Source organism: Bartonella acomydis (genome assembly GCF_039543025.1).
GTDB lineage: Bacteria > Pseudomonadota > Alphaproteobacteria > Rhizobiales > Rhizobiaceae > Bartonella > Bartonella acomydis.
Map to the genome: position 1 here is coordinate 101,784 of NZ_BAABIY010000014.1, position 26,449 is coordinate 128,232.

Annotated in this window: 25 protein-coding genes; 9 read left to right on the top strand and 16 right to left on the bottom strand. The window is 37.4% G+C overall.

Annotation, left to right across the window (positions count from 1 at the left end; all coding sequences use genetic code 11):
• The 7 genes from ABD909_RS03995 to ABD909_RS04025 all read right to left on the bottom strand — a co-directional run bounded on the left by ABD909_RS03995 (position 1) and on the right by ABD909_RS04025 (position 10,466).
• Entirely contained in the window at positions 1-1,074 is a 1,074-nt protein-coding gene (locus tag ABD909_RS03995) for an ABC transporter permease (RefSeq protein ID WP_345096673.1), read from the bottom strand.
• Between the two features lie 110 nt (positions 1,075-1,184).
• On the bottom strand, positions 1,185-2,801 hold the full coding sequence (locus ABD909_RS04000; protein ID WP_345096674.1) for an ABC transporter substrate-binding protein: 1,617 nt from the start codon (positions 2,799-2,801) through the stop codon (positions 1,185-1,187).
• Between the two features lie 377 nt (positions 2,802-3,178).
• On the bottom strand, positions 3,179-4,807 hold the full coding sequence (locus ABD909_RS04005) for an ABC transporter substrate-binding protein (RefSeq protein WP_345096675.1): 1,629 nt from the start codon (positions 4,805-4,807) through the stop codon (positions 3,179-3,181).
• 994 nt (positions 4,808-5,801) lie between these two features.
• Positions 5,802-6,431, bottom strand: a complete 630-nt coding sequence (locus ABD909_RS04010) for a DNA-3-methyladenine glycosylase I (RefSeq protein WP_345096676.1) — start codon at positions 6,429-6,431, stop codon at positions 5,802-5,804.
• Positions 6,409-7,839: an exodeoxyribonuclease VII large subunit gene (xseA, locus tag ABD909_RS04015; protein ID WP_345096677.1), complete on the bottom strand. Its 1,431-nt coding sequence runs from the start codon at positions 7,837-7,839 to the stop codon at positions 6,409-6,411. The genes ABD909_RS04010 and xseA overlap by 23 nt, the downstream gene beginning before the upstream one ends.
• 409 nt (positions 7,840-8,248) lie before the next feature.
• A complete protein-coding gene (locus ABD909_RS04020) occupies positions 8,249-9,880 on the bottom strand; it encodes an ABC transporter substrate-binding protein (protein WP_345096678.1) in 1,632 nt (543 codons plus the stop codon).
• Between the two features lie 424 nt (positions 9,881-10,304).
• Positions 10,305-10,466, bottom strand: coding sequence for a hypothetical protein (locus ABD909_RS04025; RefSeq protein WP_345096679.1), 162 nt, complete (start codon positions 10,464-10,466; stop codon positions 10,305-10,307).
• A 326-nt stretch (positions 10,467-10,792) separates the two neighbouring features.
• Here ABD909_RS04025 and ABD909_RS04030 point away from each other — a divergent pair, with 326 nt between their 5' ends.
• Both ABD909_RS04030 and ABD909_RS04035 read left to right on the top strand, forming a co-directional pair.
• Complete coding sequence (locus ABD909_RS04030) at positions 10,793-10,933, top strand: hypothetical protein (RefSeq protein WP_345096680.1); 141 nt, start codon at positions 10,793-10,795, stop codon at positions 10,931-10,933.
• 54 nt (positions 10,934-10,987) lie between these two features.
• On the top strand, positions 10,988-11,269 hold the full coding sequence (locus ABD909_RS04035) for a DUF6460 domain-containing protein (RefSeq protein ID WP_345096681.1): 282 nt from the start codon (positions 10,988-10,990) through the stop codon (positions 11,267-11,269).
• A 22-nt stretch (positions 11,270-11,291) separates the two neighbouring features.
• Here ABD909_RS04035 and ABD909_RS04040 read toward each other — a convergent pair whose 3' ends face one another.
• From ABD909_RS04040 to ABD909_RS04050, 3 genes are all read right to left on the bottom strand, one after another.
• Positions 11,292-12,101: a TIGR02186 family protein gene (locus ABD909_RS04040; RefSeq protein WP_345096683.1), complete on the bottom strand. Its 810-nt coding sequence runs from the start codon at positions 12,099-12,101 to the stop codon at positions 11,292-11,294.
• A gap of 2 nt (positions 12,102-12,103) precedes the next feature.
• Positions 12,104-13,024 carry a sulfite exporter TauE/SafE family protein gene (locus tag ABD909_RS04045; RefSeq protein WP_345096684.1) on the bottom strand — a complete coding sequence of 307 codons (921 nt, stop codon included), beginning with the start codon at positions 13,022-13,024 and terminating at the stop codon, positions 12,104-12,106.
• Positions 13,025-13,181: 157 nt separating this feature from the next.
• Positions 13,182-14,003: a hypothetical protein gene (locus ABD909_RS04050; protein WP_345096685.1), complete on the bottom strand. Its 822-nt coding sequence runs from the start codon at positions 14,001-14,003 to the stop codon at positions 13,182-13,184.
• Between the two features lie 581 nt (positions 14,004-14,584).
• Here ABD909_RS04050 and ABD909_RS04055 point away from each other — a divergent pair.
• The 3 genes from ABD909_RS04055 to ABD909_RS04065 are packed head-to-tail and all read left to right on the top strand — an operon-like array spanning position 14,585 to position 17,967.
• Positions 14,585-15,331: an electron transfer flavoprotein subunit beta/FixA family protein gene (locus tag ABD909_RS04055; protein WP_345096686.1), complete on the top strand. Its 747-nt coding sequence runs from the start codon at positions 14,585-14,587 to the stop codon at positions 15,329-15,331.
• Positions 15,332-15,381: 50 nt separating this feature from the next.
• The gene (locus ABD909_RS04060; protein WP_345096687.1) at positions 15,382-16,302 is read left to right on the top strand and encodes an electron transfer flavoprotein subunit alpha/FixB family protein; all 921 of its coding nucleotides are present in this window, start codon (positions 15,382-15,384) and stop codon (positions 16,300-16,302) included.
• Positions 16,303-16,305: 3 nt separating this feature from the next.
• Complete coding sequence (locus ABD909_RS04065; RefSeq protein ID WP_345096688.1) at positions 16,306-17,967, top strand: electron transfer flavoprotein-ubiquinone oxidoreductase; 1,662 nt, start codon at positions 16,306-16,308, stop codon at positions 17,965-17,967.
• Positions 17,968-18,334: 367 nt separating this feature from the next.
• On the opposite strand, the gene ABD909_RS04070 is transcribed toward ABD909_RS04065, so the two are convergent.
• The 6 genes from ABD909_RS04070 to ABD909_RS04095 all read right to left on the bottom strand — a co-directional run bounded on the left by ABD909_RS04070 (position 18,335) and on the right by ABD909_RS04095 (position 22,685).
• Entirely contained in the window at positions 18,335-19,126 is a 792-nt protein-coding gene (locus ABD909_RS04070; protein ID WP_345096689.1) for a pyrroline-5-carboxylate reductase, read from the bottom strand.
• Between the two features lie 54 nt (positions 19,127-19,180).
• Complete coding sequence (locus ABD909_RS04075) at positions 19,181-19,426, bottom strand: hypothetical protein (RefSeq protein WP_345096691.1); 246 nt, start codon at positions 19,424-19,426, stop codon at positions 19,181-19,183.
• 104 nt (positions 19,427-19,530) lie between these two features.
• Positions 19,531-19,899 (bottom strand): YraN family protein, encoded by a 369-nt coding sequence (locus ABD909_RS04080; protein WP_345096717.1) that lies wholly within the window; start codon positions 19,897-19,899, stop codon positions 19,531-19,533.
• Positions 19,900-19,903: 4 nt separating this feature from the next.
• On the bottom strand, positions 19,904-20,791 hold the full coding sequence (gene rsmI / locus ABD909_RS04085; protein ID WP_345096692.1) for a 16S rRNA (cytidine(1402)-2'-O)-methyltransferase: 888 nt from the start codon (positions 20,789-20,791) through the stop codon (positions 19,904-19,906).
• Positions 20,767-20,940: a hypothetical protein gene (locus ABD909_RS04090; protein WP_345096693.1), complete on the bottom strand. Its 174-nt coding sequence runs from the start codon at positions 20,938-20,940 to the stop codon at positions 20,767-20,769. Before ABD909_RS04090 ends, rsmI begins: the two co-directional genes overlap by 25 nt.
• A gap of 653 nt (positions 20,941-21,593) precedes the next feature.
• A complete protein-coding gene (locus ABD909_RS04095; protein ID WP_345096694.1) occupies positions 21,594-22,685 on the bottom strand; it encodes an Mrp/NBP35 family ATP-binding protein in 1,092 nt (363 codons plus the stop codon).
• A 620-nt stretch (positions 22,686-23,305) separates the two neighbouring features.
• Between ABD909_RS04095 and rpmH the strand changes: the two genes are divergently transcribed.
• The 4 genes from rpmH (at position 23,306) to yihA (ending at position 26,420) form a co-directional block, all read left to right on the top strand.
• On the top strand, positions 23,306-23,440 hold the full coding sequence (gene rpmH, locus ABD909_RS04100) for a 50S ribosomal protein L34 (protein ID WP_005864709.1): 135 nt from the start codon (positions 23,306-23,308) through the stop codon (positions 23,438-23,440).
• Between the two features lie 115 nt (positions 23,441-23,555).
• Positions 23,556-23,948 (top strand): ribonuclease P protein component, encoded by a 393-nt coding sequence (rnpA, locus tag ABD909_RS04105; RefSeq protein ID WP_345096696.1) that lies wholly within the window; start codon positions 23,556-23,558, stop codon positions 23,946-23,948.
• On the top strand, positions 23,938-25,755 hold the full coding sequence (yidC, locus tag ABD909_RS04110) for a membrane protein insertase YidC (protein ID WP_345096697.1): 1,818 nt from the start codon (positions 23,938-23,940) through the stop codon (positions 25,753-25,755). Before rnpA ends, yidC begins: the two co-directional genes overlap by 11 nt.
• Before the next feature lie 17 nt (positions 25,756-25,772).
• The gene (gene yihA, locus ABD909_RS04115) at positions 25,773-26,420 is read left to right on the top strand and encodes a ribosome biogenesis GTP-binding protein YihA/YsxC (RefSeq protein ID WP_345096698.1); all 648 of its coding nucleotides are present in this window, start codon (positions 25,773-25,775) and stop codon (positions 26,418-26,420) included.
• The last annotated feature ends 29 nt before the right edge of the window (positions 26,421-26,449 follow it).

Below are 26,449 nucleotides of genomic sequence, written 5' to 3' on the forward strand. Positions count from 1 at the left end.
TTAACGTGTCCTTGGATCAAAGATTCGATAAAGCAAATCAGAAAATAAATTAATAGCAACAAAGAGAAATCCTACAAGCAGCGTACATCCGACTACTGCATTCATATCTCCAGCCAAAAGAGCATTTGTCAAGTAATGCCCAAAGCCAGGCCAAGCAAAAACGGTTTCCGTTAACACAGCTCCCTCTAATAAAAAAGCATAAGACAGTGCAACAACAGTAATAATCTGCACAGCAGCATTTCGAAAAGCATGCCCCCAAACTGTTCGCGCCAAGGATAAGCCCTTTACACGTGCAGTAATGATATATTCTTGATTAAGTTGTTCAATCATAAACCCACGAGTCATACGACTAATATAAGCCATAGCACCAAAAGCTAAGATTAAAGCAGGCATAATAATATGTCCAAACACGTTTCTAAAAGCTTCCCATTGCCCCTGACGAGCAGTATCCCAGAGAAAAAATCCTGTTTTAGGCTCAAAAGAATATTCATAAAGAAAATCAAGTCGTCCTGGACCACCGATCCAGCCAAGTTTGGCATAAAATACCAATAACGCCATTAACCCAAGCCAAAATGTTGGAGTAGAATAACTTATAAGTGTAAAAACACGCACAAAATAATCAATAAATGAATCGCGATACATTGCCGCAAAAACACCAAACGGAATACCAAGACTCGTACCAATTACAATCGCAACGGTAGCAAGCTCTAACGTAGCGGGAAACACACGCATAATGTCCTCCAAAACAGGACGCCCTGAAGTTAAAGCATCTCCAAAATCAAACAAAAAGACATTGCGAAGATAGTTCCAATATTGGACAATCAATGGTTTATCAAGACCCAACCTATGAAACATTGCATCATAAGCTTCCTGACTGATATTATCACCAAGGATAGCAAGAACGGGATCTAAAGGAAGCAGATGACCAATAAAAAAAGTAATAGTCACCAAACCAAGCAAGGTGATAAAGACCGAAATGAACAACTTTAATAATTTGAGAGAAAAATCCCATACGAACATTTTTTTCTGCTTCTGTACAACTGCTCTTTCAGCGTCTAAAAATGGCAAAACCATTATAATATCCCCCTCCATAGCTACCAAACATAAAGCTAAAACCTTTCTTATACAATTAAGAAAACTCTATCAAATACGTTCTTTAAACTTTCTTCACAATATGCCTATTTTTATTTTTCTGCATCATTGTAGTAAAGTCTAAAACTATTCCAAACCCATTTTTTTACTGCAGGTCCCATGCCAACGGTATAATATGTCTGAAATAAATAAACCATAGGGCCATGTTCAAGCACATAATGCTGTAAAGCACGATACTGCAAAAGACGTTTATTTTGATCTTGCTCAAACAAAGCATCCATCACCATTTTATTGATATTTTCATCATAATATCCAGCACGCCAAGCCAAATACATATTATGTTTTTTTGTAAATGTTGGATCAGGATTAAAAACATGATTTAATGAAGCAGGATGCCCATCAGGATCAGCACTCCCCCACCCCATAAGTGCAGTGTCATAATTTCCACCACGTACACGGCTCAACAATTGATTTTGTGCCATTTTTTCAATGGTAAGTTCAACACCAATTTTGCGCGCATTAGCTTGAATAGACTGTGCGACAGAAGACATATAACTAAGGCTCCCCACTAAAAGATTAGCCTTAAAACCGTTAGGATAACCTGCCTCACTTATCAACTGTTTTGCTTTTTTCAAATCCAATTTAAAGGGCAATCCCTCTTTTTCATCCAAAGCACCAGGAATTCCCAAAGACATATAAGTTGCACGTGGAATTCCAATCCCTTTTATAACAGTTTTGCCAAGACCTTCATAATCAACCAAATAACGAAGTGCTAATCTTACTTTTTCATGAGAAAAAATCGCATTCTTATTGTTCAGCGAGAGATAAATAATCTGCGGTCGCAAAACACGGCTAATTTTGACCGGTCCTTGCTGTTTTTCTATATCTAAAACATCCTCTGAAGAAAGATCACGCGCTATATCCACATCACCTTTTTCTAAAAGAAATCTCTGACTTGCTGAATCCGCAACATGCTGTACAACAATCTGCTTAATTTTAGGGATATCTCCCCAATAATGTTTTGTTGCCTCTAATATCACTTTCTCTCCAGGAGTCCAGCGTGCCAATTTATAAGGTCCAACACAAGCCGAATGCGTTGCTAAATATTTATTACCCATATCACCATCAATACTTTTTGCTTCTATTGTTTTCCTATCAAGCAAAGCAGAAGCATAGGACTGTCCAATAACAGTCAGTATAAGTTGCGCAGGATATGGTTTATCTAATTTTAGCTGTAAAGTTTTATCATCAAGGGCTTGAATATTTGTTTTGACATTATTTTTGGTAAATCCGTAATCCATTAAAGATTGAGCATAGCTCAATCCCAACTTAATAATCCGTTGCATAGACCATACTAGATCTTGTGCCGTCGCCACCCTACCATCATCAAACTTTAAATCATCACGCAGATGAAAAACTATTCTTTTTCCACCATCTAAAACGTCCCAAGACTGGGCCATAGCAGGACGAATTTTTGTGGGATTATGCTTATCATATTGCACAAGTGCACTACAAATATTCGTCAACAATTCACTCGTAACAACTTCAACCGTTTGAGCAGGATCAAAACTACTAATGGAATCAATATTCCATGCCATCACCAATGTATCTCTCTTTGATGCACTCAGTGCTGATGATATAGATCCATTTAAAAAACCAATTGTACTTAATAAAATACAAAAATTTTCCAATCGTCTTTTTTTGCTCATTTTACCCCTTCTTTTTGCATTTTAATTTTCTTACACAGAGTACTTTTTATTTTTTTCATCTTTTAAGAAGTACAGTTCCATTATAATATAATGATATAGAATTCATTTATTAAATATACACAATATAAGTCTCTCATATGTCAGTACATAATCAGGATTTACGACATTTATACTACATTGAACAAATATTTTTTAAATATTACTATACATATTCATAAAAAACCGCTGCTTATACTCAAATTTTAATGATACACTGTATAAAAAATAACCCCCCGCAATTTCATATCCTAAGCTGTAAAACAACTCTATGAGGGGGATATTTTATTATTTACATTATGATCATGTTCTTTTTGTATTTTATAATATTTAATACCTACTTATTTTTCAATTGCACTATAAAAAATACGTGGTGCACTATTCCAAACCCATTTTTTAATATCAGGTGTCATAGCTATAACACTATATTTCTGAAAAATAAAAGCATAAGGTCCTTTTTGCATAAGCCCACGCTGTAAATCAGCATAGATTTGTGCCCGTTTTTGTGAATCTTTTTGAAATAATGCCTCTTCCACTTGTTTATTCATAGCTTCATCCAAATAACCATGCTGCCAACTTGGATAGGCTGTATTTTTAGCCTCGAACCGATTATCAGGATTATAAATAAGGCGTGAAGCCATTGTATAAGGATCCGCAGAATCATTATTCCATCCAACAAAAATTGTATCAAAAGCACGTGCGTAAAGTTTTGAAAACAACTGTGTTCCTGCTAAACGCTCAAGCTTAAGCTGCACTCCCACCTTTGCCGCATTATCTTGCACAGACTGAGCAATGGCCAAAGCATAAGGAGTAGAATTGCTCACTAAAAAATTAGCCTTAAATCCTTCAGGATAACCTGCTTCTGCTAAAAGCTGTTTTGCTTTTTCAAGATCAAGTTTAAAGGGTTGCCCTTCTTTTTCATCCAAAGCTCCAAAATTACCAAGAGGAATAAAGCTTGCCCGTGGAACACCAATACCTTTAAGAACGCTCTTTCCAAGCCCTTCATAATCAATAAGATAGCGCATTGCCAAACGCACTTTTTCATTGGCAAAAGCAGGGTGCATCGTATTAAAGCCCCAATACATCATAGAGGGTTCCAACACTCTTTCAACTTTAATATCTGTTTTTGCTTGAAGATCTGCGAGATCTTCAGACGCCAAATTACGTGCAACATCAATATCGTGTTTTTGCAACAATAAACGTTGTGTTCCAGGCTCCGCAATATGGCGAATGAGAATCTTTTTCAATTTTGGTGCCTGCCCCCAATAATGAGAGCTCGCACGCAATAAAACTGCTTCTCCAGGGCGCCAGCTCGTTAACTGATAAGGACCAACACAAGCGGCATGACTTGCCAAATAGCGATTCCCCATATCACCATCTTTTTCGTGCTTCATAATTGTCTCACGATCAAGCAAAGCGGTAGCACGACTTGCCACAACATTACTAAGGAGAAGCTCTACGGGATAAGGCTTGTCAAATTTCATCACCACCGTTTTATCATCGGGGGCCTGCAAAGCAGAATCCATATTCTGTTCTGTAATGCCATATTCATTAAATGTTGCTGCATTCGCCATCTTTAATTTAACAACCCGCTTCATGCCCCAAACAAGATCATGGGCGCTAGCAGGCCGACCATCATTAAACTTTAATCCATCACGCAAATGAAATGTAATCACTGTATTCTGATCACCATCTGAAACATCCCAGTGTGTTGCTAAAGAGGGAACAATTTTTGCTGGATCATCTGTAGCAGTACCAACCAAATTATCACAAACATTGACAATAATTTCATTTCCATAAACATCGTTGAGCTGTGCTGGATCAAATGTATCAATTCCATCAATATTCCAAGCCATTATGAGCGTATCAACAGGTGTTTTTGCTGAAACTTGTAGCGCAAACATCCCCATTGCAAAAACAGCAGAAACAAAAGAAGTACTGCTCTTCAATATTTTTCTTTTTATATTCATAGCCTTTTCCTTTTAAAATTATTGTATCAATTCATTATTCTGAAATAAAACGGCAGATTTATAACACCCAAGATTGAATAAACGCGTATTAATCATTCCTACAAAGGCATTTACTTTTAAGTTCTCTCACTTAATCTCAATGAAAAGATAGCCAAAATAAACCATACCCCCCTACAATCTGTATTATACCCACATCCCAATGCTTCTTGCGCTGCTTGCTCTTCCATATTGTAATGAGAAATACTAGCCCCTCTAAATCTCACCTTTCTAAGAATATCCTCACTAATAAAAGAATACACAATAAAATGGATTTTTTTATCAGCAAAATAAAATTCATTACACTTGCTTCGCAAAAGACAAACTAACACTCTGATTTCAACATCCACCGCCACTTTGCAACAACAAAAACAAGTATTAAAGACACACCGCAGCAAGTTACATTCCCAACGGCTAACTCTAGAGATTTAACTAAGCAATGTAGTGGATACAAATATACCTGTCTTAAGAATCCTCCCCAAAAATGGAGCTTACACGCAGCGAAATTACTCTCTTGGTAGAAAAGCTATCAGATAATAAAATGGAACACAAGTATTTGATAATCGAACATTATATAAATACACGCATTGTTATATCTTCAATAAAATAGAACACTGCAATCATGGCTCTATACAGCAATACCTAAAACGCTTTTCTTGCATAAAGAAACATGAAGAATATAAATAAAAACCTGTTCACTTAGCTTATTATAACTGCCCTACCAATGATAATGCAAAAACAGTGATATAAAGTATACTCAATCATCATTGCATAAGTAAAAAATTTTAGAAATTATTCCTGAAAAATCACTGGCTCATTTTTCTTCATTTTTTTTAATCATATTAGTTGTCTCTGCAAACAGCAATTTTCTATCATCCATTTTTCTTAGACACAACGTTTCAATGACAATAAGCATCTTAAACGCTTAAAACAACATCTCCTTATAAAAAAGGTGACACTATGATCGACAAAAACATCCTTCAAGATGGTCATTAACAATCCCGACTGACTGCATAAAAGCATAACAAATTGTCGGACCAACAAATGTCCAACCGCGTTTTTTTAAATCTTTAGAAAGACGAAGAGAAGCCGGTGTTAGGGGATTTGCTAACAATGTTTGAAAATCTATCTTTTCATAACACTCCGATTGCGGTGGTTGAAAAGACCAAAAATAGTGAGATAAACTTCCCCACTCTGTTATAATTTCTTGTGCTCTCAATGCATTATTAAGTACTGAACGAATTTTTCCTTGATGACGAACAATGCCTTTATTCTGCATCAACATTTGCACTTTCACTTCATCATAATCACTGATTTTTTCAAAATCAAAGTGATCAAATGCCTTTCGAAAAGAAGAGATTTTTTTTAAAATTGTTAGCCAAGAAAGTCCTGCCTGAAAACCTTCAAGACAAATTTTTTCAAACAAACAGCGATCTTCAAAAACAGGTTTTCCCCATTCATGATCATGATAAGCACAATAAAGTGGATCATCTCCCGCCCATGAACAACGAATTTTTCCATCCCCCCCCCTGAGAAGTCCTTCCTCGAGCACCACATTTACCGTATCAAAACAGTGTTCCTTGATCATCGCTTAGCTGCTTTATCTGCTTGTTTTTTGAACGTTTACTAAAAGCGGTTTCCTGTGCAACAACACTGATATCACCATCAAAAAAACGCAAATTTATTTGCCCACTTTCAGGAAACTGTACCAACCGTTTAATGGGCTTATTATTCTGACTCAAAGCCAAAACAAAGCCTCTTTCTAAAATATTCTGATAGGAAGTCGTTTTTAAAAGCCTACATGCCAACTCTAACGCTGCACGTTGTTTTTCCACATTGCGCACAAAAGCACGATGAAAACGTGTCGTATACTCCTTGGTACTGCGTTGAGCTTTTTCAGTATTCAACAAACGCGGCGCAAAGCGAACACTAAGTGCATGGAAACAAAAACGTTTTTTATCATAACTTACACAAAGAGCACGCTGTAACCGGCTGGAAATTTCATCAAAACCACGCCGTGGCAAAGCAAAAAGTTGGTCGACAGTGGGAAGAGCGCGAACAAGATCACGCAATTTTTGTTGATGAAAATCAAAATAACGCGCAAGTCCTTTACGCAAACGTGCACCAAGCGATGCCACATACACTTCAAGATCAATCTTAACAGGTACAGCCTTTTCTGCTGCTGCTGTGGGCGTTGGAGCACGCCAATCAGCAGCATAATCAATCAAAGTCCAATCTGTTTCATGTCCAACAGCAGAAATAACCGGCAAGGCAGATGCATAAACAGCGCGAACAACAGCTTCATCATTAAATCCCCACAAATCTTCTAAACTTCCTCCTCCCCGTGCAACAATAAGGAGATCAGGTTTTGGAACAAAACCTCCTGAGGTAAGTGCATTAAAACCCTCAACCGCAGCAGCCACTTCACGCCCACTTGTTTCTCCTTGAACGCGTACAGGCCAAACTAAAATATGCAAGGGAAAACGATCTGATATACGATGAATGATATCACGGATGACCGCACCTGTTGGTGATGTGACAACACCTATAATTCGAGGCATATAAGGCAAAGGTTTCTTATGAGCTTCATCAAATAAGCCCTCATCAGCAAGCTTTTTCTTGCGATTTTCTAGAAGAGCCATCAAAGCCCCCACCCCTGTTGGCTCAAGTGCTTCAACGACAATTTGATACTTTGAAGACCCTGGATAAGTTGTTAATTTTCCGACAGCAACAACTTCCATCCCTTCCTCAGGAGGAAATTTGAGCTTTTCCATGAATCCGCGCCAAATAACAGCCTCCAACCGTGCCTTATCATCTTTTAAGGCAAAATAAGCGTGACCCGAAGCATGAGGACCGCGGTAACCTGATATCTCCCCACGCACCCGTACATAACCAAACTTCTCTTCAACAACACGCTTTAAAGCTCCTGCTATTTCGGAAACACTAAATTCTGCTACATTCGTTGTACTTGTCTTTTCACCAAACAAACTTACCATTTTTCAACTCTTTACGCTCGTTTTGTGGATCTTTTTAAAACAACGCATCTCTAATTTTTAACTTATATCCTCATCAAATACCCATGATACAAACGAAGATAGACACTATCCTTAGCCTCAAATGAGTAATCAAAACCATCAAAGCTAAAAACCACTCTATGAGACTACCTTATTATTTCATTTAAAAATTGTATCAACGAAGATTAAAATATTCAATCTTAACATCCATCAAAATTTGAGGAGAAGAAAAATATCTCTCCAAAAGAGCCCTATCTTGCAAAGACTTCTCTACGCAATAGGTCAATCTGTTAACGACAAACTTCAACATTTTGCAAAGTTTTACCCCATACGCAAAAAGCTGAAGATGTCATAATGGTATTTTTATAACATGCACACATTTAAAACGTGCTTATTTTTCAATTGCACTATAAAAAATACGTAGTGGCCCACTCCACACCCATTTTTTTACATCAGGAGTCATAGCGATAACACTATATGTCTGATAAATAAAGGCAAAAGGTCCTTTTTGCATAAAATCACGCTGCAAATCAGCATAGATTTGTGCCCGTTTTTGTGGATCTTTCTGAAACAAGGCATCTCTCACTTTTTGATTCATATCTTCATCAAAATAGCCGTGGCACCAACTAGGATAGGCTGTATATTTAGCCTCAAATCGATTATCAGGATTATAAACAAGGCGTGCAGCCATTGTATAAGGATCTGTAGAATCGTTAAGCCATCCCATAAAAATAGTATCAAAGCTACGTGCATAAAGTTTTGAAAACAATTGCGTCCCTACAAAATGCTCAATCTTAAAACGCACACCTATCTTTTTAGCATTGTCTTGGATAGACTGAGCAATAGGCAAAGCAAAAGGATAAGGAGATTTTCCTGCAAAAATATTGGCCTCAAAACCATTTGGATAACCCGCTTCTGTTAAAAGCTGCTTGGCTCTTTGAAGATCAAGTTTAAAGGGTTGCCCTTCTTTTTCATCCAAAGCACCAAGATTCCCCATGGGAATAAAACTTGCCCGTGGAATGCCAACATCTTTCAGAAGAGTCTTTCCCAGAGTATCATAATCGATAAGATAGCGCATTGCCAAACGCACTTTTTCATTGGCAAAAATGGGATTTGTCATATTAAAACCCCACATAATCACAGATGGTGCCAACACTTTTTCAACCTTAATATCTGTTTTTACTTGGAGATCTGCTATATCCTCTGGTGTCAAATTACGTGCCACATCAATATCGTGTTTTTCTAACAACAAACGTTGTGTTCCAGGTTCAGCAATATGACGAATAAGAATCTGCTTCAATTTGGGTGTCTCTCCCCAATAATGAGAACTTGCACGCAACAAAATCCCTTCTCCAGGACGCCAACGTTCTAACTGATAAGGGCCAACACAAGCAGCGTGGCTTGCCAAATAGCGATTTCCCATATCACCATCTTGTTCGTGTTTCATAATTGTTTCGCGATCAAGCAAAGCAGTAATACGATTAGTGGTAATATTACTCAAAAGGATTTCTGCTGGATAAGGTTTATCAAATTTCATCACCACTGTTTTCTCATCAGGGGCTTGAAAAGCCTCATCAACATTTTTTTCTGTAATACCATATTCATTAAAAGTTGCGGCAGTCGCCAACTTCAATTTAACAACGCGTCTCATCCCCCAAACAAGATCATGGGCGCTCGCAGGCCGACCATCATTAAACTTCAAATCATCACGTAAATGAAAAGTAATCACTGTACTCTGGTCATTGCTTGCAACATCCCAACTCTTTGCCAAAGAAGGAACGATTTTGGCTGGATTATCTGTAGCGGAATCGACTAAATTATCACAAATATTGATAAGAATTTCATTGCCATAACGTTCATTGATCTGCGCAGGATCAAAAGTATCGATTGAATCGAGATTCAACCCCATTACGAGGGTATCGGCAGGAGTCTTTGCTGCAACTTGTTGCACAAACATTCCCAGCGCAAGAAGAACAATAACAAAAGAACTTCTCTCTTTTAATATCTTTCTTTTTAAATTCATAGGTTTCTCCTTTTAAAGTTTATTGTATAAATTCCCCACACAATAAGAACGTGCAAAAATAAAAAGATCAGACTTTTAAAACACACCTCCTAAAGATCAAAACCTTAAAACAGCAGAAGAAGCTTCCTAGATGATACTTGTCTGCTAAAGCAAAAGAGACAATAGAAATGATCTGATAAACAATGAGTAACAGCACAAATAACAACGCCCGCTGGTGATGTCACAAGACCTGTAACTTTGAACATACTAGGCAAAGATCTTCTTTATCTCATCAAATATGCTTTTTTCTTTCAAGTTCTTTTTACGATTTACTAAAAAGAGTCCTCAAAGTACCGCTGTTTTTTTTCAAAAACCTCAATCACCCTTTGATATTTTTATGATTCCCATAAACATAGCTGCTAATCATGAACACCCTTTTCCTTCCTCACAAGGTAATTTGCGCTTTTTCATGAATACCACACCAAAAAACTATCTCCAATACCTCATAATCTTTTAAAGAAAGGCAGTAATAATTTGAAGCATCAACTTCACAAGCACCTGATATTCCCCCAACACACCAGCTTACAACCAAATTCTTTCTCAACAACACATTTTAAGCTCCCCCTCTCTTCTTAAAAGATACCAAATCTGTGCTTTTTATTGCTCTTATATTCTTTAACAAATAAATTTGTTATTTCTCTGTAGATTGAAATATCTAAACTTAATATCTATATATATATTATTAAGATGAAGAGTCTTTCTCCCATATAGGATGTCTTAAAGTTACATTCTATACACAACATATTAATTTGTTATGGAATTTTCGACGTAGTAGAAAACTTTCACCGTCATGTAAAACGTCGAAATATTATAAGTTCCCCACGAATTCATGAAATACCGAAGAATATTCAGAAAGTTAATGAAAGGAATACTATGAAAATATCTCGAAAAATGCCAACAGAACATGAACGCGTTTCAGAAACCAGTAAGGAAGTTACTCCAGTACTACAAGGAGGTAAACTAGAAAGAGAAGTAAGAAAAAACAATAAAAAAAACGCCCTCTTTTCTTTATAATGAAAACATCATTACATTATGCAACAAAAGTGCAATATATTTGAAAGTATAAAAATGAATCAAAAGAAAAATTTGTCCAATTTTCTCCATAGATTTCTTGGAGGAACATTAAGGCATGTAACTCTAAAATTGCTCATCTTTTCGTTTCTCGTTGGCATCGTGATGAATTTTCTTGGTTGGACACCTGAAAGCCTCATGCACAAAACAATAAATTTTTTAAAATCTCTCTGGAAAACGGGATTTATAACTTTTGCAAACCTCTCATCTCTCACCATGATGGGAGCTATCATTGTTGTGCCTATTTTTATTATTTTACGTATCTTTCATAAAAAATAAAGACTTTAACGTTTCCTTCTCACTAATCTTTTCGAAAAATCAAACGACATAAAAATCCTGTACTCACAGCCACAATCACTGAAAAAATACCGTATAAGAGACTATGCTTTTGAGCTGCATGAAAAATTGTATAAGCAATATGTGCTTTAACGATTTCAAGAGTTGTGGTTGCGCTATCAATAAATTGTCCATTGCGGAAAAGATAAGCACGAACCTGATAATGTCCAACAGGGATATTTGCTGGCAAACGAAAATATGCTGTAAAAAGTGTACCAGAACCAAAACGCACGCTCCCTACTTCTTCATGATAGAGATTTTTAGCTTTTTGCAATTTTATCAATTCATCACGAAAAATTTGGATTTTCTTTTGCTCTTGTTCATCTGTTTGCAGTAACAAATAGGATAATCCTAATCCCAAACGTTTATATTCTTCAACGTTCGCAATCTCATCAATCGCACGTGTTGTGACCATAGAATAAAAGAGAGGAACATTTTTAAAAATAAGGGAATCTGCATTCACCCAAACACCAGCATTACGTTTTTTTTCCCGCATAACCATTGGGCGCGCTTGTCCCTCCAAGCTCACAACAATATCATATGGATTTTGTCGAGAATATAATGGATCAATATTTTCCAAAACACCAGCAATATAAAGATCACAACCATCGAAATGCGTATCAACCATAATCCTATTCGTTGTTACAATAACTTGGATATTTTCATGATTAACAGGATCAATGAATGCAGCTTTCGCACCAACATGTGCCCACGCAGCTACAGAAACGATACAAAAGTAGCCCGCAATGACGCATAAAGAAAATAACCTCCCCATTTTTATCTCATCAAAATATCCAGAGAGAAAAGATTATCAGGGCGTATAAATAATTGAAAAGCAAGACGCATACATACAATCAACACCAAAAATGCAAGCGCCATACGCAATTGTTCAGCCTTTAATTTTCGTCCAGCCCGTGTTCCATATTGCGCCCCAATACTACCCCCCATCATCAATAAAAAAGCCAAAACAATATCAACAGACTGATGAGTCACACTTTGCAAAACTGTGGTAAAAGAAGAAACAAATGTAATCTGAAAAAGGGAAGTCCCAATCACCACACTGGTTGGAACGCGCAAAAGGTAAATCAATGCTGGTATCATAAAGAATCCGCCACCAATTCCCATAATAGAAGACAACAGCCCAACAATGAGACCAATCACTAAAACTGGAATAACACTCACATAAATCCTAGATGTACGAAAACGCATTTTAAATGGTAAGCGATGGATCCAATTATGTTTACCAGCAAGACGAATATTGACTTTTTCTTCTTTACGCTGGCGTATCATATCGCGCCAACTTTCAACTATCATCAAACTTCCAATACTGCCAAGCAGAATCACATAAAGCAGTGAAATCATAAGATCCAATTGTCCCAATTTTTTTAGAATAGAAAAAATCTGAATCCCGATTAAAGAGCCCATTCCCCCTCCAATCGTTAAAAGAATCCCAAGTTTGATGTCGAGGGTACGCCTTCTAAAATGTGTAATTGCTCCTGTTACAGATGATGCAATCATCTGATTAGCACCTGTTCCCACAGCAATAGCAGGAGGAATATTATAAAAAATCAATAAAGGCGTGATAAGAAAACCACCCCCAATACCAAAAAGACCTGAAAAAAATCCCGCAACAATCCCCATACCAATCAAGATCAGCATGTTGAGAGACATTTCAGCAATTGGTAAATAAATACTCACTTATAGAACCTTCAAGACAATTCAAGAGCTCTCTTCAATACGCTTTTCTCCAGAGTTTTTGCGCATATTTAAAGGAGAGTTTTAGATGCCACACATGATTTTTATAAAATTACGCTTTATAAAATTATAAATGTGCAACATATCTCACGTTACTGAATCAACCCCACAAATTTAAAAAATGCGCTCCTCTTAAAAAACTATAAAAACATAACGTTAACACTGCAAGAAATGCAATGATTAAAAAACACCGAAAAATTTTTTTAAGAGGAAAGCTTAAAAAAAAGAAATTTCTCTGAGATTTCATCTTTAAAGAAGAAGAGTCATCATTCTCACTGCAACTGCCAACTGTTTGAACATCAGTGCAACTTTCTTTTATTGTAGAACATTTTACAACTTCCTCATCCTCTTTTGCAAAAGACTTTGTGCTATCTTTTGGCAAGGAGTTTTTATTTTCTTGTTGTAACATCTTTGCATAATTCGTTTGATTTTGCGTTATGCTGTTTTGTTTTGAAAAGTTTGAGCCTTCTTGGAGCAGCGAGCATTCTTTTTTTTCTTTCCCTCCCATATCAGCAAGCTTCTGCACAACAGAATCAAGCGATTTTGAACGCACCATATGCCGTTTTATCATTGCTTCTTCTAGGCTCTTTTTTTCGCTATGCAAACTCTTAATAAGCATTTTGATTTGCTCTAAATACTCAAAAAGCTTTTTTTCTTTTTGGCGACGCATATAGTGTTCAGCCAAAATGGCTCGACTAATATCATCCAAATAAGATTTAAAACTCTCTTCGACAAAATTTTGTTGTGTAACATGACGAGGTGAATGTTTCATCTGCATTTTTGCATAAACAGAGCGCAATTTTTTAGCAATATCTGACATCGTTACTTCAGCAGACGCACTCATCTTCTCTTTTTGTTCAACAACAAAAAAAGGAGATTTATCTTGCTTAACCTGCTTTACAGTATGACTCTTTCTATTCAAAATAGGCTACCCCTCATTCATGTCTATAAACGTTACGCTTTCTTAACTTTCTACCAAAGAATCGCATAAATAATAGGAAAATATGCGCTATTTTAGTAAATAGAGCTTTAAGAACTTTCAAAAATATTTCAACAAATGAGCTTTGCTTTTTCATTGTCAATGATTAAAATGAAGCAAGCATTCTGCCTTTTTGTTTTTGCATGCGTTTTGCTCTTAACAACTCTTGTCTTAATGAATAGTGCCAACGGAACGAAAAAAAGATATTTTCATTGTGCTATTCTGATATCATTTACCATTCTGTATCCCTTTTATTTAAAGTTCTTTTAAAACTGTTTTTATAAACTATAACATAAGACATTCACTTGAAATGAATGTTCCTTGTTTTTACTTTTTATTCAAGGGAAGATAACGATGATGAGAGTGCACAAAAGGGAAATGAATAACAGTGATAAAAAAACAAGCAACTTTGAAAAAGCTGATATCATGAGAAAACCAATGATAAATGAGCTTGCATGCTAAACAATTTGGTTTCTTATCATTATTAATATAAACTTGTCATCATACAAACAAAGAGGATCATCATGAAGATAATTGTCGCTGTCAAACGTGTTGTTGACTATAGCATCAAGATACGCGTCAAACCTGATGGCACAGGCGTTGATTTATCCCATGTAAAAATGTCTATAAATCCTTTTGACGAAATAGCCGTAGAAGAAGCAATCCGACAAAAAGAATCTGGTAACATTTCAGAAGTTGTCCTTGTTTCAATTGGATCAGAAGCCGCACAAGAAACCTTGCGAACAGGACTTGCCATGGGAGCAGATCGCGCCCTTCTTATAACAACAGAACAAACGCTTGAGCCCTTAGCAATTGCTAAAATTCTCAAAGTCATTGTTCATGAAGAACAACCAGATATGGTCTTTTTAGGAAAACAAGCCATTGATGACGATAGCAATCAAACCGGACAAATGCTAGCGGCTCTTCTTGGTTGGGGACAAGCAACTTTTGCTTCAAACTTACACATAAAAAATGGACATGCAACTGTTAACCGCGAAGTCAATGATGGTACCCAAACACTTTCACTCCCTCTTCCCATAGTTATGACTGCTGATCTCCGCTTAAATGAACCGCGTTATACTTCTTTGCCCAATATTATGAAAGCAAAAAAGAAAAGCATTGAAAAAAAGGCTCTTGCTGACCTTGGCATAAATACACAATCACGCTTAACAATCCTGAATGTTGAAGAACCCAAACCCCGTCAGTCTGGTATTAAAGTGGCAAATGTAGCAGAGCTGGTCGATGCACTAAAACAAACAAATCGCATTTAATATTCAATAACTGAGATCAAAAACAACACTGTGTAAAAAGGCAAAAATTTATGGCAATTCTTTTATTAGCCGAACCTCATACAGAAGAAACTGCAAAAGCGCTTACTGCTGCTCGCGCATTCAGCAATGATATCGATATTTTAGTTTGTGGAACAAAGGTTCAAGAACTTGCCGAAAATACTGCCAAACTCACCGGTGTGCGACAAATTCTTGTTGCCGAAGCAGACTATTTAGCACATCAACTTGCCGAACCTATGGCAAATACAATTATCAAGTTAGCGAATGATTATGATGTAATCATGGCTGCCTCTACCTGCACTGGCAAAAATGTCATGCCGCGCGTAGCTGCTCTTCTTGATGTTATGCAAATTTCCGATATTATTGCTGTTCTTGCACAAGATACCTTCAAACGACCCATTTATGCAGGTAATGCACTTGAAACTGTACGCAGTCATGATCATAAAAAGGTGATCACAGTTCGTACAGCCTCTTTCCCACCAACACCATTCCACAATAACACTGCTCCCCTTAAAACAATAACACCAGCCCTCAATCCCAACCTTTCTACTTTTATCACAGCAAAAACCACCAAAACTGATTGTCCTGATCTTACCTCAGCACGTGTTATCATCGCAGGCGGGCGTGGTCTTGGTTCACAAGAACAATTTATGGCTCTTCTCCTTCCCCTTGCAAACAAATTAAAAGCAGCTTTAGGTGCCAGCCGTGCAGCTGTTGACGCAGGCTATGCCCCTAATGATTGGCAAATTGGACAAACGGGCAAAATTGTTGCCCCTGAGCTTTATATCGCCGTTGGCATTTCCGGAGCAATCCAGCATTTAGCCGGTATAATGGATGCACAAGTTATTGTTGCGATTAATAAAGATGCACAAGCCCCTATCATGCAAATTGCTGATTATACCCTTGTCGGTGATCTTCACCAAATTATTCCAGAATTGGAGAAAGCCTTATAAATCATGAATGCACCTTCGCATCATCAACGTGAAAGCATGGAATTTGACATAGTCATTGTCGGAGCAGGACCAGCAGGGCTTTCTGCCGCAATTCGCCTAAAACAGATTAACCCCAAACTTTCTATCACAATCGTTGAAAAAGGTGCTGAAGTTGGCGCACATATTCTCTCTGGTGCAGTTGTTGACCCCATTGGTATTGATACACTCTTACCAGAATGGAGAAACGAACCAGATCATCCCTTCAAAACACCTGTTACCAATGATCAGTTTTTTTTTCTAAAGCCCAAAGGTGCCAAACTCTTTCCTAATACTTTTCGACCCCCAATTTTATCAAATGATGGATGCTATATCGTTTCACTTGGGAGTGTTTGCCGTTGGCTCAGCCAAAAAGCCGAAGCGCTTGGTGTTGAAATTTATCCTGGTTTTGCCGTATCAAACACAATCGAGAACGACCACGGAGCGATCATTGGTGTTCTCACAGCCGATATGGGACTTAACAAAGATGGAACACCTGGAAAAAATTATATGCCTGGTATGGCTTTATTGGCAAAATACACTCTGATTGCGGAAGGAGCACGTGGCTCCCTTGCAAAACAGCTGATACAAAAATTCGATCTTAGCAAAAACCGTGAACCACAAAAATTTGCTCTTGGTCTCAAAGAGCTTTGGGAAGTTGAACCCCAAAAACACCAATGTGGTTTAGTTCAACATTTTACCGGTTGGCCTTTAGACAATGAAACCAGTGGCGGTGGTTTTCTTTATCACCAAGAAAACAATTTAATTTCTGCTGGTTTTGTTGTGCATTTAGATTATAAAAATCCTTATCTTTCTCCCTTCGAAGAATTTCAACGTTTTAAAACACATCCCAAACTCTATGAAATCTTCAAAGGTGCAAAACGCCTTTGCTATGGTGCACGCGTCATAAGCGAAGGCGGTTGGCAATCTGTACCCAAACTGTCTTTTCCAGGCGGAGCATTGATAGGCTGTTCTGCTGGTTTTGTTAATGTCCCTCGTATCAAAGGATCACATAATGCCATCTTATCTGGCATATTAGCCGCTGATAAAATCGCAACCGCTCTCGCACAAGGTCGCACCCATGATGAAGTCACAGAAATCGAAGAACACTGGCGCAAAAGCGCCATTGGCAAAGATCTTTATCAAGTGCGCAATGTTAAACCTCTTTGGACAAAATATGGCACAAAATATGGGATCAAGCTTGCCGGCTTTGATATGTGGTGGCAACAATTGTTTGGATTTTCCTTCTTTAAAACACTCCCCCATGGAAAAGTAGATTACGAATGCCTTGAACCAGCAGAAAAATTTCAACCCATCATTTATCCAAAACCAGATGGTGTTGTAACTTTTGATCGCCTCTCCAGTGTCGCGCTTTCCAATACGCACCATGAAGAAAACCAACCTTGCCATTTAAAAATAACCTCATTAGAAAAACAGAAAGACTCTGAATATGCTATCTATGGAGGACCTTCTACCCGCTATTGCCCTGCCGCTGTTTACGAGTGGCTAGAGCATAATGATCACGAGACTTATGTTATCAATGCTTCAAACTGCATACATTGTAAAACTTGCGACATCAAAGACCCTAACCAAAATATCAATTGGACCTGTCCACAAGGCAATGAGGGACCACTTTATCTCAATATGTAATCATGATTCATTCTCATAAAATGAGAACTTATAAAACAGATGCAATAAGAGCACCTCCGCTCGAATCAAAATCTCATCCTATATCTTTAATACACTTGTTTTTTCACCAAATGAAATTTCTTATTAACTCCCATATCAAAACACTTTTGACAGCAGATCATTTTTTTCATCAACAAAACAATGATACTTTAAGAGAATTCGAAAGAAAAAATGAATTACCGTTATAAATAAACTTATGACTGTAGAAGAACTCTGACTATCGATTCGCTTACGCTTAAAAAGAGAGAGCAGACAATTTTATAGATTTGTGTCCATCTCATAACAAACATACCGTCTCGCTCTTATAAGATCAGAAAGGAAATATTGATCAACTCTTTTTCGGAGCATTCATTTTTTGTAATGTTGTTTCAAGAGCCATGGTTAAAGCACGCTTTCCGCCTTGATAAGAAAAATAATTTGACAAAAACTCATTTGTCCCCCCCTTCGTTGAAAACTCTTTCTCAAGCAGTGCAAAATCGAGAGATACAGAACTCTCAGCCGCTATAATTTCACGCATTTTATCCGTAAGGTTTCCAAACATCATAGCAAGAAAATCTGCCGACTGCTGCTTCTTTAAACCTTGTGTTATAAACCATTGGTGTGCTGTTTCTATAAAATTAAAATAAACCCCCATAAGTGAACCAGCTGTCATGAAAAGATTAAACTGTTCTTCCGTTTCCAACACCAATGTGCCCCCCAAAGCATCAAATAAATTTCGCAAAAATGGATGATCAGGGTAAATTGGCGTCAAATTTTTACATTCTGCCACAAATGGCAATGGAACAGCACGATAAACCTTATGATTAATCCATTCTTCAACTTCTGCTACTTTTGCCATAGCAAGCACGGAAACAACAAGCTGTTCTGGACGAAAACGAAGAGAATGCAAAACTTCTTCGGCAATTTGATTGGGCAGACAAAGAAAAACACAATCACTAACATCCAAGAGTGCCTGATTATTTTCAGCTACTATAACCTTATCATAATTGTGTGAAAGTTGCTCTGCTCTTTGTGCATTACGCGGTGAAATGATAACAGAAGAAACGTCAAATGTGCTTCTCATTAAACCATCAACCATAGAAGCACTGATTTTACCTGTTCCCAAAAAACCAATTTTCATTTCTACTCCTCATACGCACCATTTTAAAAGAATCTCAAGCAACATTTTACCATTTTAACTGACATAAACACCAATTGAGGAAGCAACACAAAGCATAGCCAGAATAATCAAGACCAAATAACCTTTAGGCTTATCAAAAAGAATCGCAAAAGCAGAAAACCAACCAACGATAGCAGCGGCTAATGCAAATAAAAAACCTGGCTTATTCATAAGCACGATATGCATTGCCATTAAACCACCAATAATCAGTGCTCCAAAAACAATTAACAAACCCGTTGCAAACTTTTCATAATCATCCATATTTTACTCCTCATAGCACTTAAATTTTTGCACAGTTTATTTATCCCATGCGCTTCATCAAAAAATATCTCTCATTTACCACGATTAAAATAGCCTAGAAACTCTTATTTATCAGATGTAAAAAATGCCGGAACATGCTGCGGCCAACGCCACGGCAAAACTGCAATCAAATCAAAGCGTACACACAAAAGAGCGCGATCTTTTTGTCGCGCCAACCAAATATCTGCAGCAGCTTCAATACGTCTCTCATTCCCTCGAGAAACCGCTGCCATTGCTTCAGCCAATGTTGGACGTGCCTTGACTTCAACGATTAACACAAGATTTCCTCGCCGCGCAATTAAATCAATTTCACCACATTTTGTTTTAAAACGAATTTCCGCAATGTGAAACCCTTTGAAACGCAACCACCAAGCAGCCCATTTTTCTGCACGAATACCGCGATAAAAAGATTTTTGCCGGCGCTCTTTTTGTATAGATTTATGCATTCTTTAAAACATTTAATCGTTGAAAAAGTTCTTGTTTTTTTAAACCTGTCTTTTTTGCTACCAAAGCTGCTGCCTGAGCAGCGGAATGTGTCCCAGCCAATTTTAATAACATATCATCCACGTCTTGATCGCTTATCACGTCTAAAGGGGTAAGTGTTTGCCCAACAAGCACAACAATTTCCCCCCGAATATGCTCCTGTTTTTCGTAATTTCCCAACAAATTCCCTAAATTGGAAATATCCACTGTTTCAAATTTTTTTGTTAATTCACGACAGATTGCCGCAGGACAATCTGCCGAAAAAAAAGAGACCATATCCTGTAAAGAATCAACAAGACGATGGGGTGATTCATAAAAAACCAATGTTGCCGGAATAGTTTTTAATTGTTCCAATCGCTTTTGACGCTGTATTTTGCGCGCACTTAAAAAACCAGCAAAGAAAAAACTATCTGTAGGAAGCCCTGTTGCAATGAGAGCCGCTAAAAGAGCTGATGCGCCAGGAATTGGTACAATTTTATAACCGGCTTTACGCACTTCTTTTACCAAACGAAATCCCGGATCAGAAATCAGCGGTGTTCCAGCATCAGATATAAGTGCCACACTTTTATTTTCTGCTAAAGCCGCTAATAACTTTGGTCCTGCCTTTTTTGCATTATATTCATGATAAAGAACAGTTTTTCTCTCAATACCATAGCGTTCTAACAAAATACGTGTTACCCGTGTATCCTCACAGGCCAAAATATCAACTCCTGCCAGCACTTGCAAAGCACGAAGAGTAATATCAGCAAGATTTCCAATAGGCGTTGCCACAAGATAAAGTGCTGGTTCTATGATAGGTGCAGAATAAGCATGCCCACCTATAAAATATGCTTTCTCACCCATGCATTTCTTTCATAATCAAAGGCTCCCTTTACACAAAATCCAAGCGAAAACTTTTCTCTATAATCATCAGTCATTTTTGCCCAAATTTCTTTTCCAGAGAAAAAATCAACAATTCCAATAACCACACCCGTGCCACGATAAGATGACATACGCAAACCATCTCTGCTTTATTTTAAGCATCATAACATCTTTTTTAATCATAACTATCTCTTCCCACTTAACAAATGACCAGCTCTATCCGTCATATCACGCCCTATAACATTCTATAAAGCTTCCCTAGAAAAAACAAAACACAGTTTGTTCGTTCCTCTTTGTAGAGCAAAATTTTTCAAGGTATTTCCACAACCTACTTTTTCCAAACTACCTTATTTACTGATATAAATATCCTCCAGCAAATATAAATAGCTCTTCTCACTACCGCAAAAAACAACTTTTATCATTATCAAAAAGCACACAAGCATTTTTAAAATTCTCACATTTTGTAAGATTCTCTGAAATCTTTACAACACTATAATGAATATCCTTAATCCTGTAGATAAAAAGACTTCTTACAGCCAAATGAAGCGCCTTGTTATGTTGTAAACAATCTTAAAAGATAGCGATCTTTTCCCTAAGTAGCTGCTTTAAAACCATCTTTTATAAGGCTTTTTATAATCTATACAGTTTTTCCTAAACGCTTGCTATTTCACCATCTTTTTCTTTGACGAAAACTTTACATCCCATCCCAAAATGAGAAGGTTTGCACAGGAAAATCATCAACAAGATAGCTTTTTATTTTGTTCAGCATTGTTTTGTAATAAATTTAAAAAAATTTGTTTTTTATTTTCTCCACAATCACACGATAAAGTTCAGCGTATTCTCCATCAGGTTGAGTAACAAAAATTGGCACTCCATCATCTGAAGATAATCGTAAAGCTGCATCAAGCGGCATTTCTGCTAAGAACGGAACCCCTCGGCGTTTTGCTTCTGCACATGCTCCACCATAACCAAAAATATCGTAGCGTTTGCCTGTATCAGGAGCAATAAAATAACTCATATTCTCAATGAATCCTAAAATGGCAACATCGACTTTCATGAACATTTCTATTGCTTTACGCGCATCAACCAAAGCAAGATCCTGCGGAGTAGAAACAATCAATGCACCCGTCAACTGTACTTGCTGAGCAAGGGTCAATTGTGCATCCCCTGTCCCTGGGGGCATATCAACCACTAAAACATCCAACGGATTCCATAAAACATCTCTGAGCAATTGTGCCACAGCTGCCATCACCATGGGACCACGCCATACCACCGGCTTTTCTTCTTCAACCAAAAATCCCATCGACATCAATTTAAGACCAAATTTTTCAAGAGGTTGAATCTTTTTGCCATCAATGAATTGTGGTTTTTGATTAATCAGTCCTGTTAAACGCGGCAAAGATGGACCATAAATATCTGCATCCATCACCCCTGTTTTAAAACCAGCATCTTGTAAAGCTAAAGCGATATTGATCGCCATTGTGGATTTACCAACCCCTCCCTTCCCAGAAGCCACAGCAATCACATGCCGTACACCTTCTATCGACATTTTTACAGGCAATCCAATTCTGCGTTTTGACGCAGAAAAAGCCGTATTTCTATGCATCTGAGAAGGAAGCTTCGTTTTTTTTTCTGCCGTAAGCGTAACAACAGCAGATTCAACACCATCGATAGCACATACCGCTTCTTCAACAGTACGGCGCAAGAATTCCCATTCTTGCGCACGTCCATCGGGAACAGTAATGGAAAAGAAAACTTTTCCATGAGCAATGAATATTTCTGAAAGAAGCCCCAATGATACAATATCGCTTTCAGAATCTGGCGCTTTAACTTTATATAATGCATTGCGAATAGTTTCACTTGTAATAGGATTCATGCTCTTTCCTCTCTATACAAAGGCCAGAAAATATAGCAATAAAGCTTCAAAACACTTCCACATAATCACCGGAAATTTCGCACTTTGTTAAAAAGCGACATTTTCAAAGTCTAAATGTTTATAGCTTATCTTTTTTAAAACATGAAACCAACTCAAATAAAAAACGCACGCATATAAAATCTTTTATAAAACATTGTTAAACAGATTTTTTCTATAATCACATCCACAATTTTTTACCAAGACCGTTAAAAGCTAAAATTAAACAAATTTCTTATAAAGCAAGTACACTTTACGACAATCATACAACAACAAATTATGATTCTGTTCCTCGCCTTGAATTCCTTCGAGTCTTCACTTGTGCTATCATTTAAGAAATAATGGTAAATTGAATCATGATAACCAATAATTATTTTCTTTAAACTTTCAAAGCATTACGAATAAAATACACATTCCCCTTAGAGTTTTGAGATTTTTTTTACAAAGAGAGAAAATAATCTACGATTGACTTTTTTTATGTTTTTCCTTATGGGTTAGCATTCGTATAAGAGGATAAGACTGTTCATCTAGTGCATGATTGCCATAGAATTTAAGAAGGGCCGCACTCCGCGGTATTGAAATAAATGAAACGTACTTACCAACCATCTAAACTTGTTCGTAAACGCCGTCATGGATTTCGTGCACGTATGGCAACAGCTGGTGGCCGTAAAGTGATCGCGGCAAGGCGTGCTCGTGGCCGTAAGCGTTTATCCGCTTAACCATTTAAATCTTTACAACAGTTGAATATTTTTCGTCATCTCACCGTTGTGAATTTTTTTTGTGAACTTCTGATGCCTGTAAAACAGGTATTTAGTGAAATTGCGAAACGTTTTTATGAAGAGAAAACATCCATGCCGCATCCGCAAGAGGGCAGATTTTTTAGCTGCACGCACAGGAGAAAAGCGACATGGTCCGTTATTTTTGCTTGAAATGAAATCTCGTGAACAAACAGCAACAATGAAGACTCCTTCCGTTGCACGTGTGGGATTTACAGTTACACGTAAAAATGGCAATGCTGTCAAACGCAATCGTATTAAAAGACGTTTGCGTGAAGCAGTAAGGATTGCTTTAACAGACAACATGGAAGCAGGAACAGATTATGTTATTATCGCGCATCCTGATGTGCTCCATGTATCTTTCACATCTTTGATCAATGAATTAAATAGACGAATAAAACCAAAAACAACACATCAGAAACGGCAACAGGGGTGTACGAATGGAATATAACCGCAATTTCTTTATCGCCATTGGATTGTCTTTCATAGTGCTTTTTGCGTGGCAATTCCTTCACGTTGCGCCCAAACAAGCTGAATTACAAAAGCAACAAGCCATTGCACAGCAATTGTCAAACCAACAACCAGCGCTTTCCACCTCTACTACAAATTTTTCTGATACAATGCCAGTACAGGAATCAACACCGATCATTGATCACAAAATGACTCCTGAAATGCGTAATGCCGCGTTGGCGAAAACAAACCGTATTGCCATTAAAAGCAATGAACTTGAAGGCTCCATTAATCTTGTTGGCGCCCAGTTTGATGATCTTCTTCTCAAAAAATATCGCCTAACAGTCGATAAGAAATCACCAGAAATCGCTTTACTCAATCCCAAAGGTTTTACAACAACCTACCTTGCTGAATTTGGTTTTACCAGTTCATCATTGTCAGCAGATGCCTTACCACAATCCGATACACAATGGCAAATAGAAGGAGACAATACGACTCTGACGCCTTCCACGCCGGTTACCTTGATCTATAATAATGGACAAGGACAAATCTTTCGCCGTATTCTTTCCGTTGATGATCACTATATGTTTACTATTGAGGATTCTATCAGTAATGAAGGTGATAAACCGATATATCTCTCATCCTATGCACGTGTTGCCCGTGCAGCCCCACCAGAACATACCAATGCAACCTATTTGCTTCATGAAGGCATGATAGCTATCGCAGGTGATACACTTCAAACTGAAAAATACAAAACCTTAGTTGAACTTGAACCAAATCCTCATAATGGTCAAAAAAGTGTGACTTTTTCTAAAGTAACTGGAGGTTGGATTGGTATTACTGACAAATATTGGGCTGTAGCAGTTATTCCCCCCCAGGATACAGAATATACAAGCCGCTTTATTTACTTTGATCGCTTGCAAACACATTATCAGTCTGACTTATTAGGATCACTTTTAACGATTGCACCCAATGAAACAAAGAGCGTTACAAACCGTTTTTTTGCTGGTGCAAAACAAGTTGAAATCATTAATCATTATCAAAATGACCTAAAAATTAACAAATTTGCTCTTTTGATCGATTGGGGTTGGTTTGATTTTATCACCAAGCCGATGTTTTCTCTCATTGATATTCTTTACAAGCAAACAGGCAATTTCGGTATCGCCATTCTTCTTGTGACAGTGCTCTTGAAAACACTTCTTTTCCCGCTAGCAAATAAATCTTACAAATCTATGGCGCGTATGAAACTTATCCAACCAATGTTACTGGAAATAAAAGAAAAATACCCAGATGACCGAAATAAACAACAGCAAGCAATCATCGAACTGTATAAAACGGAGAAAATTAATCCTCTTGCCGGCTGTTGGCCCATGTTGGTTCAATTTCCAATTTTCTTTGCTCTTTATAAAGTTCTCTACATTACTATTGAAATGCGACATGCGCCTTTCTTCGGCTGGATTAAAGATTTAGCAGCACCTGATCCAACTTCTATTTTAAACCTGTTTGGCTTCTTGCCCTATACAACCCCAACATTCCTTATGATTGGTGCATGGCCTTTGATTATGGGAATAACAATGTTTTTACAAATGCGTATGAATCCATCCCCTCAAGACCAAACACAAGCGATGATCTTTGCGTGGATGCCAGTTATCTTTACTTTTATGCTTGCGTCCTTCCCTGTTGGTCTTGTTATCTATTGGGCATGGAACAACATATTGTCAATAATCCAACAAGCGATCATTATGAAACGTCAAGGGGCAAAAATTGAGCTTTTCGATAATCTTAAAGCTATATGGAGAAAACCCTAAAAAAAAGAAGTACATGAATGACAAGAGATTTTTCCCTTTTTGGAATTTTTTCTCGCAATTGGATTTTTATTCGTGGTGTGCCAGAAATACGCTTTCTTCCACCCGAAGGTCCACCAGAAATTGCCTTTGCAGGACGTTCTAATGTTGGGAAATCGTCTTTAATCAACGCGCTCGTCCAACAAAAAAGTTTGGCACGCACCTCAAACACACCAGGACGCACACAAGAACTTAATTACTTTGTGCCTGATGGTTTTAGTGGACAACAAGGAGATCTTCCTCCTCTCGCACTAGTAGATATGCCAGGTTATGGTTTCGCTGAGGCTCCTAAAAATCTGGTTGATACATGGACAAATTTGATTTTTAGCTATTTACGAGGTCGTACAACACTAAAACGTGTTTATGTGTTGATTGATTCACGTCATGGAATCAAAAAGAATGATGCTAATGTTCTTGATCTCCTTGATAAAGCTGCTGTTTCTTATCAGATTGTTTTTACTAAAAGTGATAAAATAAAATCAAATGACCTTGAAAAATTAATCGTAGCCACAAAAACAAAACTTCTCAAACGTCCAGCAGTTTACCCTAAACTTCTTGTAACATCTTCAGAAAAAGCGTTTGGTTTGGAAGAATTACGTGCCACTATTTTACAAACAATCGCAAGTTAGAACATCTTTTTGTTTTTAAGAATTTATTA

What these genes read in the sequence shown, in the direction of transcription:
- ABD909_RS03995 (WP_345096673.1), bottom strand. Translation starts at nt 1,074, where the DNA reads ATGGTTTTGCCATTTTTAGACGCTGAAAGAGCAGTTGTACAGAAGCAG.
- ABD909_RS04000 (WP_345096674.1), bottom strand. Translation starts at nt 2,801, where the DNA reads ATGAGCAAAAAAAGACGATTGGAAAATTTTTGTATTTTATTAAGTACA.
- ABD909_RS04005 (WP_345096675.1), bottom strand. Translation starts at nt 4,807, where the DNA reads ATGAATATAAAAAGAAAAATATTGAAGAGCAGTACTTCTTTTGTTTCT.
- ABD909_RS04010 (WP_345096676.1), bottom strand. Translation starts at nt 6,431, where the DNA reads ATGATCAAGGAACACTGTTTTGATACGGTAAATGTGGTGCTCGAGGAA.
- xseA (WP_345096677.1), bottom strand. Translation starts at nt 7,839, where the DNA reads ATGGTAAGTTTGTTTGGTGAAAAGACAAGTACAACGAATGTAGCAGAA.
- ABD909_RS04020 (WP_345096678.1), bottom strand. Translation starts at nt 9,880, where the DNA reads ATGAATTTAAAAAGAAAGATATTAAAAGAGAGAAGTTCTTTTGTTATT.
- ABD909_RS04030 (WP_345096680.1), top strand. Translation starts at nt 10,793, where the DNA reads ATGAAAATATCTCGAAAAATGCCAACAGAACATGAACGCGTTTCAGAA.
- ABD909_RS04035 (WP_345096681.1), top strand. Translation starts at nt 10,988, where the DNA reads ATGAATCAAAAGAAAAATTTGTCCAATTTTCTCCATAGATTTCTTGGA.
- ABD909_RS04040 (WP_345096683.1), bottom strand. Translation starts at nt 12,101, where the DNA reads ATGGGGAGGTTATTTTCTTTATGCGTCATTGCGGGCTACTTTTGTATC.
- ABD909_RS04055 (WP_345096686.1), top strand. Translation starts at nt 14,585, where the DNA reads ATGAAGATAATTGTCGCTGTCAAACGTGTTGTTGACTATAGCATCAAG.
- ABD909_RS04060 (WP_345096687.1), top strand. Translation starts at nt 15,382, where the DNA reads ATGGCAATTCTTTTATTAGCCGAACCTCATACAGAAGAAACTGCAAAA.
- ABD909_RS04065 (WP_345096688.1), top strand. Translation starts at nt 16,306, where the DNA reads ATGAATGCACCTTCGCATCATCAACGTGAAAGCATGGAATTTGACATA.
- ABD909_RS04070 (WP_345096689.1), bottom strand. Translation starts at nt 19,126, where the DNA reads ATGAAAATTGGTTTTTTGGGAACAGGTAAAATCAGTGCTTCTATGGTT.
- ABD909_RS04075 (WP_345096691.1), bottom strand. Translation starts at nt 19,426, where the DNA reads ATGGATGATTATGAAAAGTTTGCAACGGGTTTGTTAATTGTTTTTGGA.
- rsmI (WP_345096692.1), bottom strand. Translation starts at nt 20,791, where the DNA reads ATGGGTGAGAAAGCATATTTTATAGGTGGGCATGCTTATTCTGCACCT.
- ABD909_RS04090 (WP_345096693.1), bottom strand. Translation starts at nt 20,940, where the DNA reads ATGTCATCTTATCGTGGCACGGGTGTGGTTATTGGAATTGTTGATTTT.
- ABD909_RS04095 (WP_345096694.1), bottom strand. Translation starts at nt 22,685, where the DNA reads ATGAATCCTATTACAAGTGAAACTATTCGCAATGCATTATATAAAGTT.
- rpmH (WP_005864709.1), top strand. Translation starts at nt 23,306, where the DNA reads ATGAAACGTACTTACCAACCATCTAAACTTGTTCGTAAACGCCGTCAT.
- rnpA (WP_345096696.1), top strand. Translation starts at nt 23,556, where the DNA reads ATGAAGAGAAAACATCCATGCCGCATCCGCAAGAGGGCAGATTTTTTA.
- yidC (WP_345096697.1), top strand. Translation starts at nt 23,938, where the DNA reads ATGGAATATAACCGCAATTTCTTTATCGCCATTGGATTGTCTTTCATA.
- yihA (WP_345096698.1), top strand. Translation starts at nt 25,773, where the DNA reads ATGACAAGAGATTTTTCCCTTTTTGGAATTTTTTCTCGCAATTGGATT.